At 65.4% G+C, this 13,099-nt stretch carries 12 protein-coding genes; 9 read left to right on the top strand and 3 right to left on the bottom strand.

All coding sequences use genetic code 11. The features are described 5' to 3' along the window. Positions 1-138: 138 nt before the first annotated feature. From J2S97_RS04880 to J2S97_RS04870, 3 genes are all read left to right on the top strand, one after another. Positions 139-864 (top strand): beta-ketoacyl-ACP reductase, encoded by a 726-nt coding sequence (locus J2S97_RS04880; RefSeq protein WP_307047115.1) that lies wholly within the window; start codon positions 139-141, stop codon positions 862-864. A gap of 162 nt (positions 865-1,026) precedes the next feature. After that, positions 1,027-1,443 carry an Hsp20/alpha crystallin family protein gene (locus tag J2S97_RS04875; protein WP_307047113.1) on the top strand — a complete coding sequence of 139 codons (417 nt, stop codon included), beginning with the start codon at positions 1,027-1,029 and terminating at the stop codon, positions 1,441-1,443. A 107-nt stretch (positions 1,444-1,550) separates the two neighbouring features. Continuing rightward, entirely contained in the window at positions 1,551-2,312 is a 762-nt protein-coding gene (locus J2S97_RS04870) for an SDR family oxidoreductase (protein WP_307047111.1), read from the top strand. A 102-nt stretch (positions 2,313-2,414) separates the two neighbouring features. Here J2S97_RS04870 and serB read toward each other — a convergent pair whose 3' ends face one another. Further along, positions 2,415-3,308 carry a phosphoserine phosphatase SerB gene (serB, locus tag J2S97_RS04865; protein ID WP_307047109.1) on the bottom strand — a complete coding sequence of 298 codons (894 nt, stop codon included), beginning with the start codon at positions 3,306-3,308 and terminating at the stop codon, positions 2,415-2,417. 122 nt (positions 3,309-3,430) lie between these two features. On the opposite strand from serB, the gene J2S97_RS04860 reads away from it, so the two are divergent. From J2S97_RS04860 to J2S97_RS04840, 5 genes are all read left to right on the top strand, one after another. Next, complete coding sequence (locus J2S97_RS04860) at positions 3,431-4,216, top strand: ABC transporter ATP-binding protein (protein ID WP_307047107.1); 786 nt, start codon at positions 3,431-3,433, stop codon at positions 4,214-4,216. An 18-nt stretch (positions 4,217-4,234) separates the two neighbouring features. Beyond that, positions 4,235-5,020 (top strand): sulfite exporter TauE/SafE family protein, encoded by a 786-nt coding sequence (locus J2S97_RS04855; RefSeq protein ID WP_307047105.1) that lies wholly within the window; start codon positions 4,235-4,237, stop codon positions 5,018-5,020. 31 nt (positions 5,021-5,051) lie between these two features. Next, positions 5,052-5,861, top strand: a complete 810-nt coding sequence (locus tag J2S97_RS04850; protein WP_307047103.1) for a TrmH family RNA methyltransferase — start codon at positions 5,052-5,054, stop codon at positions 5,859-5,861. Between the two features lie 197 nt (positions 5,862-6,058). Beyond that, positions 6,059-6,316, top strand: a complete 258-nt coding sequence (locus J2S97_RS04845) for a type B 50S ribosomal protein L31 (RefSeq protein WP_028267311.1) — start codon at positions 6,059-6,061, stop codon at positions 6,314-6,316. Positions 6,317-6,408: 92 nt separating this feature from the next. Next, the gene (locus J2S97_RS04840) at positions 6,409-7,518 is read left to right on the top strand and encodes a lipoate--protein ligase family protein (RefSeq protein ID WP_307047101.1); all 1,110 of its coding nucleotides are present in this window, start codon (positions 6,409-6,411) and stop codon (positions 7,516-7,518) included. Here J2S97_RS04840 and pepN read toward each other — a convergent pair. Both pepN and J2S97_RS04830 read right to left on the bottom strand, forming a co-directional pair. Beyond that, a complete protein-coding gene (gene pepN / locus J2S97_RS04835; protein ID WP_307047099.1) occupies positions 7,478-10,132 on the bottom strand; it encodes an aminopeptidase N in 2,655 nt (884 codons plus the stop codon). The genes J2S97_RS04840 and pepN overlap by 41 nt on opposite strands. An 84-nt stretch (positions 10,133-10,216) precedes the next feature. After that, complete coding sequence (locus tag J2S97_RS04830; RefSeq protein WP_373460507.1) at positions 10,217-11,269, bottom strand: YeiH family protein; 1,053 nt, start codon at positions 11,267-11,269, stop codon at positions 10,217-10,219. Between the two features lie 234 nt (positions 11,270-11,503). Here J2S97_RS04830 and J2S97_RS04825 point away from each other — a divergent pair, with 234 nt between their 5' ends. After that, a complete protein-coding gene (locus J2S97_RS04825) occupies positions 11,504-13,060 on the top strand; it encodes a circularly permuted type 2 ATP-grasp protein (RefSeq protein WP_307047756.1) in 1,557 nt (518 codons plus the stop codon). Positions 13,061-13,099: the final 39 nt, after the last annotated feature.

Raw genomic sequence — 13,099 nt, 5'->3', positions numbered from 1 at the left:
CTGTTTAATCACGCTCCCAAGGCTTAATCCAATTCTCTCACCCTCAACAGTGCCGCCCAAACGCGGGCTAAGATCGGAGGCAGTAAAAATCCCGCCCCTTACCGCGGTGCCCCATGCCGCAGAATCCCGGAGCAAACTATGACTGAAGCAGCATCAACCGGCCGCAGCGTTCTGATCACCGGAGGCAACCGAGGCATCGGACTGGCCATCGCCGAGGCCTTCCTCGCCAACGGTGACAAGGTCGCGGTCACGTACCGCAGCGAGTCGGCGCTTCCGGAAGGAATCCTGGGCGTCAAGGCCGACGTCACCGATGAGGCCTCTGTTGACGCTGCCTTTGCTGAGGTTGAAGCTGCACACGGTCCGGTGGAGGTCTTGGTGGCAAACGCTGGCATCACCAAGGACACACTGCTGATGCGCATGAGCGAAGACGACTTCACCTCGGTCATCGACACCAACCTGACCGGTGCCTTCCGGGTCATCAAGCGGGCCTCCAAAGGCATGATCCGCAAGCGCAAGGGCCGGGTTGTCCTGATTTCCTCCGTTTCCGGACTGTACGGCGCCCCCGGCCAGATCAACTACTCGGCTTCCAAGGCCGGCCTCGTGGGGATTGCCCGGTCGCTGACGCGCGAACTCGGCGGCCGCGGCATCACCGCCAACGTCGTGGCGCCGGGGTTCATCAACACGGACATGACGGCGGAACTGCCCGAGGCCACCCAGAAGGACTACCTGTCCAAGGTTCCCGCGGGCCGTTTCGCCGAAGCCGCGGAGGTGGCGAACGTGGTGCGCTGGATCTCCAGCGATGAAGCGTCCTACATCTCCGGTGCCGTCATCCCTGTGGACGGCGGCCTGGGCATGGGGCACTAGCCCCGCCCCCGCTACCTGCTCCAGGGTCCCTGTCGGGTGGATCCGTGGCACAACGGGACCTTTTGCCCATTACACGCCCGTTCGCCAGGTGTGTAATGGGCATACGGGCCGGTCCCATGCCACGGCCGGCCGCATGCTGGGAAACAAGACTAGGGAGCTATCATGGCCGATCTCAGTAAATGGACGCCATCGGATGTTCTGGAGCCGTTTCGGCGGTTCCTCGAGGGGGACCTGACGCAGCCGTCAATCCGTGTGGAACAGTTCCTGGACGGCAGCACCCTCGTGGTGCGGGCGGAACTGCCCGGCATTGATCCCGAGACGGACGTGGATGTCTCAGTGGCCGACGGGATGCTCCACATCAAGGCGGAGCGCGAGGAAAAGTCCGAGCATCAGGACAAGTACGGCTACCGCACGGAGTTCCGCTACGGCTCCCTTTCGCGAAGTGTCTCCCTGCCGCCCGGATCCCGCGAGGACGACGTCACGGCCACCTACACGGACGGCGTCCTTGAGGTGCGTGCGCCGGCACCCGAGCAGGCACCAGCCACGGAGAAGCGGAAAATCCGAATCAACCGCAACTAGGCCGGGTCCCCTTCTTTGTTGACGTCAAACAACTGAATTCCCGCCCTCCGCTGGCATGATGGATGGCAGACCCACAGATTTTGGACGTTTGGAACAAAGGAGCTCGAATGGGATTGCTGGACAACAAGACTGCCATTGTGACCGGTTCGTCGAGGGGGATCGGCGCGGATGTCGCCAAGCTCCTCGCGGCCGAAGGCGCGGCCGTTGTGGTGAACTACCGCCAGAAGGCCCCGCGCGCCAACAAGGTTGTGGCCGAGATCGAGGCGGCCGGTGGCCGTGCAGCGGCGGTCGGAGCCGACCTCACCACGCAGGAAGGTGTCCAGGCCCTGGCCAGCGCGGCCATGGAGAACTTCGGCTCGCTCGACGTCCTGGTCCTGAACGCCTCCGGCGGCATGGAATCGGGCATGGAGGAGGGCTACGCCCTAAAGCTGAACCGCGATGCCCAGGTCAACATGCTCAACGCCGCCGTGCCGCTGATGCGTGAAGGCTCCCGCGTGGTGTTCATCACCAGCCACCAGGCCCACTTCATCGATTCCGTGCCCACCATGCCGGAATATGAGCCCGTGGCACGCAGCAAGCGCGCCGGCGAGGATGCCCTGCGCGCCCTGATCCCGAACCTTGCTGACAAGGGCATCTCCCTCGTGGTGGTGTCCGGCGACATGATCGAAGGAACGGTTACCGCCACGCTGCTTGACCGGTCCAACCCGGGCGCCATCGAAGCCCGCCGCGCGGAGGCCGGCAAGCTGTATTCCGTTGCGGAGTTCGCCGCGGAAATTGCCAAGATGGTCACCGCCGACGTCGAAACCGGCCACACGGAATACGCCGGCGGTGCCGACTACTTCGGCAAGGGCACCGGCCAGGCAGGCTGACTCTTCCGCACCACGCACCAACAAAGGAAGGCCGGGCGAATGCCCGGCCTTCCTTTGTTGGTGCTCATTCACGACGCTGTTCGTCAGCGCCCGACGGCTGCCTCAGACCCCGGCGATGTGCCGCACGGCGTCCAGATAGGGCATGTTGACGGCCGCATCCGCCGCTGCCCGCACGGCGGGCTTGGCATTGAAGGCGACACCGATCCCGGCGGCACTGAGCATGTCGAGATCATTGGCGCCGTCGCCCACGGCGATGGTGTGCTCCATGGGGATGCCCTCGGCGGCGGCCCACTCGCGCAGGTACTTCTCCTTCGCTGCGCGGTCAATCACGGCCCCAAGCACCTTGCCCGTCAGCGCGCCGTCGACAATTTCCAGTTCATTGGCGATCCAGTAATCCATGCCGAGGTCCTCAGCAATGGGACGCAGGATCTGGTTGAACCCGCCCGAAACCACTGCCACGGCGTGGCCGGCAGCCTTGAAGGCCGCAACAAGCTCCGCAGCACCTTCACTGAGTTTCACCTCGGTCCGGACGGAATCGACGACGTCGGCGGGTAGCCCGGCGAGGACCGCCACCCGAGCATGCAGGCTCTGGGCGAAATCGAGCTCGCCGCGCATGGCCGCCTCGGTGACGGCCGTAACTTCCTCCCGCTTCCCGGCGTAAGCTGCCAGGAGTTCAATGACCTCCTGCTGGATCAGGGTGGAATCCACATCCATGATCAAGAACTTGCGGGGCGCCTCCCGAAGGGCCGCTGGAACGATCGCTGTGTCCATTCCCCTGAAGCCTGCTGCGGCCACGTCCTGCCGCAGCGCTCCGATCTCGGCAGCTGTCCCGGACTCCACGGAGAAATCCACCGCGTACACCTCGAAACGCTCGTCGCCGGTGCGGGACTCGGCGGCGAAGGACGCGCCTGATCCGGTCAGCAGGGAACGGAGGTTCTCCAGTTCCGCAGGGGACAATTTCACGCCGTAGCTGACCGCAGTCACGTTCGAACTCATGACTGCAATCTTATCGAGCGCCGTCCCGCCGCCCGAATTCGTTTCGTCCCGCCCTGCAGCCGGTTTCGCCCGCGACGTTTCAGTTATCAGTCGCACGCTGTTTTGTCCTAGTGTCTACTCCTATGAGTGATGTTCTTGAAATGGCTGCCGTCAGCGTTGTCCGCGGAGCTAAAACGCTCCTCAACAAAGTGGACTGGCAGGTCAAAGAAGGCGAACGCTGGGTGATCCTGGGACCCAACGGCGCCGGCAAGACCACTCTGCTCCAGATTGCGGCGGCACGGCTCCACCCCACGAGCGGGATGGCCGGGATCCTGGAGGAAATGCTGGGGGCTGTTGACGTTTTTGAACTCCGGCCCCGCATCGGCCTATCCTCCGCCGCTCTGGCCACCCAGATTCCCGAGCAGGAGAAAGTGCTCAACGTGGTGGTGACGGCGGCTTACGGTGTCACCGGACGCTGGCGCGAAGGCTACGAGAAGGACGACGAACGCCGCGCGTTCCGGCTCCTGAACGAGTGGGGCATGGGGCCGCTCCTGAACCGGGCGTTCGCGTCCCTCTCCGAAGGTGAGCGCAAGCGGGTCCAGATTGCCCGGGCCCTGATGACGGACCCGGAACTGCTCCTCCTGGACGAGCCCGCCGCAGGGCTGGACCTTGGCGGCCGTGAAGACCTGGTGCACCGCCTCAGCGAACTGGCGCGGGACGACACGGCCCCGGCCATCGTGCTCGTAACGCACCACCTCGAGGAAGTCCCGCCGGGCTTCACCCACGCCATGCTGATGCGGGATGCCCAGGTGGTGGCAGCCGGCCCCATTTCGGACGTGTTGACGTCGGAGCACCTCAGCGAGACCTTCGGCCTGCCGCTCGACGTCACGGTCAACGCGGGACGCTACGCAGCCACCGCCCGCCGCTGATCCGGCGGCCAGCCTAGCGTGGACTTACTCAGCGGCGTCTTCGTCTTTTTTGCCGGGCTGTGGGCCGGAACCATCAACAGTGTTGTGGGTTCGGGCACCCTCGTCACCTTTCCCGTCCTCATCGCACTGGGAGTTGCCCCGGTAACAGCCTCCATCAGCAATGCCATGGGGCTGGTGGCCGGCAATGCCGCCGGCGCCTGGGGGTACAGGAAGGAACTTGCAGGGCGCGGCCGGCAATTGCTCCGGCTCCTCCCGGCATCCCTCCTGGGCGGCATCAGCGGCGCCTGGCTGCTGCTGCACCTCCCGGAAAAGGTGTTCCACTACGCCGCGCCCGCGCTGATCGTACTGGCCCTCCTGATGGTGGTGTTCCAGCCCCGGCTCCAGCAGTGGGTGAGGAACCGTGAGGAAAACCCGGAGCATGCCATCCGGGACAAACGCCACGGCGTGATCCTGATCGTGCTGGTGTACCTGGCCGGCGTCTACGGCGGCTACTTCGTGGCTGCGCAGGGCATCCTTCTGGTGGGCATCCTTGGCATCTTCATGACAGGAACCATCCAGAACGCCAACGCCATGAAGAACATCCTCGTGCTGGGCGTGAACATCGTGGCTGCGGCGTCCTACCTGCTGTTTGCCTTCGGCCGCATCAACTGGACTGTAGTGGCCATTATCGCGGTCAGTTCGCTCATCGGCGGCGTCGTCGGTTCCAAAGTGGGCCGCCGGCTCTCGCCGCCGGTCCTCCGCGGTGTCATCTTCGCCCTTGGCCTCGTGGCCCTGGGCTTCATGATCGCAAACCTCTTCAAATAACCCGTTGAATGCCTGTTGAAATGAACCTCCCATGACGCTCCACTATCTCGAGTCCTCCGACGATCCCCGGGTGTCCGATTACACCCGGCTGACGGATGTCCACCTCCGCAAAGTCCGGGAGCCCGCGGAGGGGATGTACATAGCGGAATCATCGCGGGTCCTCCGCCGCGCCCTGGCTGCCGGCCACCGGCCCCGGTCCTTCTTCCTTGCGGAGAAATGGTTGGAGGACCTGGCCGATGTCTTCAGTGAGTTTCCGGACGTTCCGGTCTACATCGGCTCCGCCGCGCTGCTCGAGGACATCACGGGCTTCCACCTGCACCGAGGTGCGATGGCGGCCATGCACCGTCCCGCGCCCGTCCCGCTGCCCGAACTCCTGGCTGGCGCCCGGAGGGTGGCCGTTCTGGAGGACATTGTGGACCACACGAACGTCGGTGCCATTTTCCGGTCCGCGGCAGCCCTGGGCGTTGACGCAGTACTCGTCTCGCCCCGGTGCGGCGACCCGCTCTACCGGCGCAGCGTCCGGGTGAGCATGGGCACCGTGTTCCAGGTTCCCTGGGCGCGCCTGGAGTCCTGGCCGGCCGATCTGGAGGTACTGCGCGGGCAGGGGTTCACTGTGGCAGCGATGGAGCTCACCGGTAACGCGGTGGACCTCGACGAACTGGCCGCCCGGAATCCGGACAAGCTGGCGTTGGTCCTCGGCACGGAAGGCGCCGGGATGAGCGCCGAAACCCTCTCCGCCGTCGACCTCGCCGTCAGGATTCCGATGCGGGCAGGCGTCGATTCGCTCAACGTGGCGGCGGCTTCCGCCGTCGCCTTCTGGGAACTGCGGCCCCGCGGCTAGTTCCCGGAAGGCCCCGCTTCCGCCTGTGGGGCGCCTATGCGGGTTCGTGCCACGAGCGTCTTTAGGCTAGGATTGAGTGTTGGTCCGGACACCCGGTGTTTGCACTGCTTTTGGCATGCAGACCGGTGTTCCACGGCCCGCATCCCATTCATACCTGGCAACTGGCAAAATCCAGTTGTGCGAACAAAGGTCCCATTATGAAGTCTGATATCCACCCGAAGTACGAAGCTGTTGTATTCAACGACCTGGCTTCCGGCGTCAAGTTCCTGACCAAGTCCACCGTGTCTTCCAAGAAGACCATCGAGTGGGAAGACGGAAACACCTACCCGGTCATCGACGTCGAAATCTCCTCCGAGTCCCACCCGTTCTACACGGGCAAGCAGCGCATCATGGACTCCGCAGGCCGCGTCGAGCGCTTCAACGCTCGCTTCAAGGGCTTCGGCGGCAAGAAGTAACAACTTCTCCCCAAGGTTCTTTGGAAAGCCCGCACCTTCCGGTTCTGCCGGAAGGGGCGGGCTTTTCGCGTTGATGAGGCAGGATGGACTGCATGGCAATCCCTCCTTTTGAGCACGGTCCGGCGGACGTCACGCACGACGACGGCGGCCGTCGCCACGGTGAGTACAAGGTCCCGGGCGGCAAGCTGGTCGTGGTGGATTTCGACGTCGTCGGCGGGCGTTTCGCGCACGTGTCCGTCAGCGGTGACTTCTTCCTGGAACCGGATGAAGCACTCCTGGACATCAACCGCGCCCTGGCCGGGCTTCCGGAGACAACGGCCGCGGCGGACATCTCGGCGGCTGTAACCGCCGCACTACCGGACGATGCCGTCCTGTTCGGGTTCTCCGCCGACGCCGTCTCTGTCGCCGTCCGCAGGGCGCTGGCGAAAGCCACTGGCTGGGCGGACCACCACTGGAATGTCATAGCCCCAACGGTGCTGCCGACGCACGTCAATGTCGCCCTGGACGAGGTCCTCACCGAGGAGGTGGGTGCCGGGCGCCGCAATCCCACGCTCCGGTTCTGGGACTGGGAGGAACCGTCCGTGGTGATCGGCAGCTTCCAGTCCGTGCGCAACGAGATCCATCCCGACGGCGTGGCCCGCCACGGCATTACCGTCGTGCGCCGGATCAGCGGCGGCGGAGCGATGTTCATGGAAGCGGGCAACTGCATCACCTATTCGCTGTACCTGCCCCAGACCCTCGTGGACGGCATCAGCTTCGCCGACTCCTACGCGTTCCTTGACGCCTGGGTCATGGCCGCGCTGGAGAAACTGGGCATCAGCGCCTTCTATGTGCCCCTCAACGACATTGCCACCGAACAGGGCAAGATCGGCGGCGCAGCACAGAAGCGCCTGGCCAACGGCGGAATGCTCCACCACGTGACCATGAGCTACGACATCGACGCCGACAAGATGGTGGAGGTCCTGCGGATCGGCAAGGAAAAGCTGTCAGACAAGGGCACCACCAGCGCGAAGAAGCGGGTGGATCCGCTGCGCCGGCAGACGGGCCTTGCCCGGGCGGAGATCGTTGAGGCCATGATAAACGTCTTCAGCGGCCGGTACGGGGCAACGCCGTCGGTCCTGACCGACGCGGAGCTTGCCGCCGCCCGCGACCGTGTCGAAGTCAAGTTCGGAACAGGGGAGTGGCTGCACCGGGTGCCCTAGCAACCGATGGTGGGGTCAGGGCCTGCGCCTTAAGGGCACGGTCCAGGTGGCTCCGCTGCTCGATGATGATCCGGCGCAGCGCACGCGGTGCCGCGGGATGTCCTGCGAGCCAGTCATCGGTGCGGACCAGGACCGGGTGCTCCTCGGGCGGCCCGGCGACAAGGTCCTGCCCAGCGGGGAACAAGCCGCGAACGATCCGGCTGGCGATCTCGATGCTGCGCTCCGCCCAGACTTTCTCCACGCAATCGAAGTACGGCTCAACGAACGGGTCCAGCAACGTGTCCGGCGCGGTGTTGAAGCCTGCGATCGTGGCGCTGAGGAGCTGGTTGGAGAGTGCGGTGCCGTTGACGGCCGCTTCCCACGCAGCGGCTTTGACGGAGGGGTCGGGCCGGGCGGCCAGTGCCGTGGCATGGCCGGCGCGGCCTGAAGCTGTGGTGTCACGGGCCAGCTCGGCATCCAGTTCGGCCTCGGTCGCCTGCCCGTTGGCTGCCAGCGCGTGCCACAGGCTCCAACGGAGCTCCGGATCGACGGCCAGGCCTTCGACCACCGTTGTGCGGTCCAGGATCCCCCGCACGAGCTCCAGCCGGCCGGTGGCCTGCCTGCTCGTCGTGGCGAGTGCCCTCGCCCAGGCGAGCTGGTGGTCCGAGCCGGGTTCGGCCGCCTCGAGTTCGCGTGCAGCAGCGTTGAGGAAACCGTTCCGGACGTCGGGCCGTTCGGCAGCGGGGACATAGCGGTCAATGGCGGTGGTGGCATTGCCCAGGACATTCAGCAGCACGCCGATGCCCTTCTCGGCGGGGCCGAATTTTTCCACAGCCGCAACGTAGCGGTCCGCAGGTGCCACGGCGTCGCGTGCGGAGTCCCAGAGTGCCGTCCAGCAGAGCGCCCGTGCCATCGGATCCTGCAGGGCGCCGAGGGACGCCCGGGCGGTCGCTTCCGAGCGGGGATCAAACCGGACCTTCACGTAGCTGAGGTCGTCGTCGTTGACCAGAAGGAGAGCCGGTACCGGCCTGCCCTCGAGCTCCGTCACGACGGTGCGGTCGCCGGCCAAGTCAGTCTCCACTCTGTCCACCCTGGCCAGCGCGCCGTCGGGGTTGAAATCGTACAGCCCGATCCGAAGGCGGTGCGGCCGCAGTTCCTGGCGGCCCGTGCTGGGGTCCACCGCGTCCTGGACGAGGGCGACCTTGCCGAGCACGCCGTCGTGCTCTTCGATTTCGGCAGTGACGGTGGAGATCCCCGAGGTCTGCAGCCACTGCCGGGCCCACACTGTCAGATCCCGGCCCGATGCCTCGCCCAGGGCGGCCAGCAGGTCAGACAGGGTGGTGTTGCCGTACGCGTGGTCCCGGAAATACCGGCGCGAACCCGCGATGAACGCCTCAAAACCGACATAGGACACGAGTTGCTTGAGCACGGACGCGCCCTTGGCGTACGTGATGCCGTCGAAATTCTGCTTGGCCGCCTCCAGGTCAGGAATGTCGGCGACGATCGGGTGGGTGGTGGGCAGCTGGTCCTGGACATAGGCCCAGGCTTTGCGGTTGTTGGCGAAGTTCACCCACGCCGTATCCCAGTCCGTGGCACGGTCCACGCCCAGGGTGCCCATGTAGTCCGCGAAGGATTCCTTGAGCCAGAGATCGTCCCACCACTGCATCGTCACGAGGTCACCGAACCACATGTGCGCCATTTCGTGCATGAGGGTATTCGCCCGTCCCTGGTACTGGGAATCGGCCGCCCGGGACGTAAAGACGTAATTTTCGGTGAAGGTGACAAGTCCGGGGTTTTCCATGGCGCCGAGGTTGTATTCGGGCACGAAGGCCTGGTCGTACTTGCCCCACGGATACGGATAGTCGAAAAGGTTGTTGAAGAACCCCAGCCCCTGTTTGGTGAGCTGGAAAAGGTGTCCGGTGTCGAACGACTTGGCCATCGAGGCGCGGCAGTACAGCGCGAGCGGGACCTCCAGCGCGGTCCCGTCGTCGAGTGTTCCGCTCCAGTGGTCCTCTGCCCTGAAATACGGCCCCGCCAGGACCGTGGTGATGTAGGTGGACATCCGCCCCGTGGGGGCGAAGTCCCACCGGCTGGTTGCCGGGTCGCTGGTCAGCTGGACGCGGCCGGCCTCGCTACCGTTGGAGGCGACCTGCCAGTCCGACGGCGCCATCACGTGGAACGTGAACTCCGCCTTAAGGTCGGGCTGCTCAAAATTCGCAAACACCCGCCGGGCATCGGCAGGCTCGTATTGGGTGTAGAGGTAGCACTTGCCGTCCGCCGGATCAAAGAAGCGGTGCATGCCCTCGCCGGAGGTGCTGTAGAGGGCCGTCCCGGTGACGGTGACCTGGTTTTCAGCCTGGAGGTTGTCCAGGCGGATACGGGATCCGTCCACGACGTCCTCGACGGAGAGTCCTTGTCCGTTCAGGAAGACGCTGTGCACATCGCTGCTGATGAAGTCCAGGAAGGTGGATGCACCCGGTTCCCGCGCCGAAAAGTTGATGACGCTGCGACTCGTGTATCCCCGGACCTCCGGATCCTGCGCCAGGCGGACGTCGAGCGAAACGTCGTAGCTGTGGGTGGTGACCAGGGCTGAGCGTATTGCCGCTTCATCGCGGTGCAGGTTCTCATTCGACACCAAGCTATTGAATCACGCGCCCGCCCCGAAACATTCGCGCGCCGGGGCAACCAAGAGCACCGGAAGATCCGCATGGCTGAACGATCAGTGGGGCTGGACGATCAGCACTGCGGCCCCGAGGCCGAGGAGGGCGATCAGCAGCCACGCCGCGAGGGCGGCCAGCAGCGCCCTTGCCCCGGTATGGAGCAGGGTCTGCACCCGGACCGCCGAGCCCAGGCCGAACAGGGCCGTGCCCAGCAGCAGGTCCTGCACGGCGGCTGCCGCGTCCAGCCACCCCGGGGACAGCCAGCCCGTGGAGCGCAAACCCACCATGGCCACAAAGCCGATGACGAACAGCGGAACAACCGGCGGCAACCGGAGTTCCGCGCCGTCCGTGTCCGGATCGCCCGCGCCGTTCAGGTCTGTTCCGTTCGGGCCCGTTCCGTTCGGGTCTGTCCTGTTTGGGCCAGCCCCGTTGTCAACGGTTCCGTTCAGCGCTGCCGCGTTCCGCGCGTCGCGGCTGATGACGGTCCGCTGGTGGACGCCGGCGGCGGCCACCATGGGGGCCAGCAGGATCACCCTGGTCAGCTTGACCACGACGGCGATCGCCAGCGCGCCGGTTCCTGCGGTCTGCGCCGTGGCCACCACCTGGCCGACGTCGTGCACGGATGCGCCGGTCCATGCGCCAAACACTTCGGGGGTGAGCTGCAGCGGGTGCAGGAGGAGCGGCAGGACGCCGATGGCCAACGTGCCGCACAGGGTTACCAGCGCCACCGGCAAGACTGTGTCCACGTGCCGGATCCTGCGTACCGCGGCCATGGCACCAATGGCCGAGGCACCGCAGATGGAAAAGCCGGTGGCAATGAGCAGCGAGGCGTCGCGGGTCAGCCGGAACATCCGCGATATCCCGTAGGTCCCTGCGAAACTGACCAGGACCACGCCGGTGATGAGCAGCAGCGCCTGCCAGCCGAGCCCCAGGACATCCATGACGCTGACTTTCAGGCCCAGGACCACGATGCCGGCCCTCATCAGGTGCTTTCCAGCGAAGTCGAGCCCGGAGCGTGCCCCGCCTCCAACCCACGTTCCCGTGCCCGGCAGGTTGGCGGCAAGCAGTCCCAGCACCACCGCGATGGTCATGGCAGGCAGGATGGGCACCATTGCGTGTACGGTAAATGCCACCCCGACGGCGAAAACGGCAGTGAGCAGTCCCGGCACGATGGGTGGGATCCGTGTGGAGATCCGTCCCAGGCGGGCGGCGGGGAATCTGGGCAGTGGCACTCACCTACTTTGCCGGAACAGTGCGGAAAAACACGAACCGGAGGGGGTGGCTGCAACACGCCACAATGGGCACCAGTAATGAATTCGAAACAAAAAGGTGGTTGGCTAATGACCATGTCTGACCTATTCCAGGATTACTCCGAGGCCGCCGGCCGCAGCGGTGCCTACGACGAGATGTTTGCCCCCGGCCAACTAGCCAGGAAGTCCTACGGGCAGGTCGCAGGGGCCCTCCGTGAGCTTTCCCTCGCCGACGTCACCGCCCGTGCCGACTCGATGGCGCGGACGTTCCTGGACCGCGGTGTCACTTTCGACTTCGCAGGGGAGGAACGGCCGTTTCCCCTGGATATCGTGCCCCGTGTGATCCCGGCCGATGAGTGGAGCGTCCTCGAAAGGGGAGTCGCGCAGCGGGTCCGGGCGCTGGAAGCATTCCTCAATGACGTCTACGACAAGATGACCGTGGTTACCGACGGCGTCATCCCACGCCAGCTTGTCACCACGAGCGCCCACTTCCACCGCCAGGTGCACGGCTTTGAGCCCGCCGGCGGCGTCCGCGTCCACATTTCCGGGATCGACGTTGTCCGCGATGCGGCGGGAACCTTCCGCGTGCTGGAAGACAACGTGCGGGTCCCCTCGGGCGTCAGTTACGTGCTGGAAAACCGCCGGGCCATGGCCAAGGGCCTGCCCGAAGCCTTCGGCCAGCAACTGATCCGTCCGGTCGAAGAGTACCCGCGCCGGCTGCTGTCCGCGCTCCGCAAGACGGCGCCGTCCGGCGTCGACGACCCTACAGTAGTGGTCCTTACCCCCGGGGTGTTCAACAGCGCATACTTCGAGCACACCCTGCTGGCCGGCCTCATGGGCGTGGAGCTCGTGGAGGGCCGCGACCTCATCTGCCGCGGCAACCGGGTTTACATGCGGACCACTGCAGGCGAACAGCGCGTTGACGTCATCTACAAGCGGATCGACGATGACTTCCTCGATCCGCTGCAGTTTCGTGCCGATTCCATGCTGGGCTGCCCGGGTCTGGTCAATGCAGCCCGCGCCGGCGGCGTGACCATCGCCAACGCCGTGGGCAACGGCGTTGCGGACGACAAGCTCGTGTACAGCTACGTGCCCGACCTCATCCGCTATTACCTCAGCGAAGAGCCAGTGATCGCGAATGTCGACACGTTCCGGCTGGAGGAAAAGGAAGCGCGCGAGCACGTCCTGGACAGGCTGGATGAACTGGTGGTCAAACCGGTGGACGGCTCGGGCGGCAAGGGCCTGGTCATCGGGCCCGACGCGACCAAGGACGAACTGGAGGCTCTGCGCAAGCGCGTCATCGCCGATCCCCGCGGCTGGATTGCGCAGCCCGTCCTGCAGCTGTCTACGGTTCCTACCCTCAGCGGTGATAAGTTTGGCCCTCGGCACGTCGACCTGCGTCCGTTTGCCGTCAACGACGGCGACGACGTCTGGGTGCTTCCCGGCGGACTGACCCGCGTCGCCCTCAAGGAGGGGTCGCTGATCGTCAATTCCAGCCAGGGCGGCGGCTCCAAGGACACCTGGGTGCTGTCTGACTCTCCCGAGGTTCCGGTGGAACTCCTGCCGAGGCCGTCCATCACCGTCCGCGAGCGGGTTTCGGTGTGGCCGGTCGAAAGCAACTGGCGCGACCGCCAGACGGAGCAGCAGCAGTGAGCCGACGCCGTCGGGTGCAGCCCGTATCATTCTCACCAT

Source organism: Arthrobacter oryzae, from assembly GCF_030812315.1.
GTDB lineage: Bacteria > Actinomycetota > Actinomycetes > Actinomycetales > Micrococcaceae > Arthrobacter > Arthrobacter oryzae_B.
The sequence above is the reverse complement of the archived record's forward strand: the minus strand, read 5'-3'. Positions and strand labels throughout refer to the sequence as shown.

Bases quoted from the DNA above. Each gene is read 5' to 3' on its own strand.
- J2S97_RS04860 (WP_307047107.1), top strand. From the start codon at position 3,431: ATGAGTGATGTTCTTGAAATGGCTGCCGTCAGCGTTGTCCGCGGAGCT.
- J2S97_RS04830 (WP_373460507.1), bottom strand. From the start codon at position 11,269: ATGGTGCCCATCCTGCCTGCCATGACCATCGCGGTGGTGCTGGGACTG.
- J2S97_RS04825 (WP_307047756.1), top strand. From the start codon at position 11,504: ATGTCTGACCTATTCCAGGATTACTCCGAGGCCGCCGGCCGCAGCGGT.
- J2S97_RS04840 (WP_307047101.1), top strand. From the start codon at position 6,409: ATGGCAATCCCTCCTTTTGAGCACGGTCCGGCGGACGTCACGCACGAC.
- serB (WP_307047109.1), bottom strand. From the start codon at position 3,308: ATGAGTTCGAACGTGACTGCGGTCAGCTACGGCGTGAAATTGTCCCCT.
- J2S97_RS04875 (WP_307047113.1), top strand. From the start codon at position 1,027: ATGGCCGATCTCAGTAAATGGACGCCATCGGATGTTCTGGAGCCGTTT.
- J2S97_RS04880 (WP_307047115.1), top strand. From the start codon at position 139: ATGACTGAAGCAGCATCAACCGGCCGCAGCGTTCTGATCACCGGAGGC.
- J2S97_RS04845 (WP_028267311.1), top strand. From the start codon at position 6,059: ATGAAGTCTGATATCCACCCGAAGTACGAAGCTGTTGTATTCAACGAC.
- J2S97_RS04850 (WP_307047103.1), top strand. From the start codon at position 5,052: ATGACGCTCCACTATCTCGAGTCCTCCGACGATCCCCGGGTGTCCGAT.
- J2S97_RS04870 (WP_307047111.1), top strand. From the start codon at position 1,551: ATGGGATTGCTGGACAACAAGACTGCCATTGTGACCGGTTCGTCGAGG.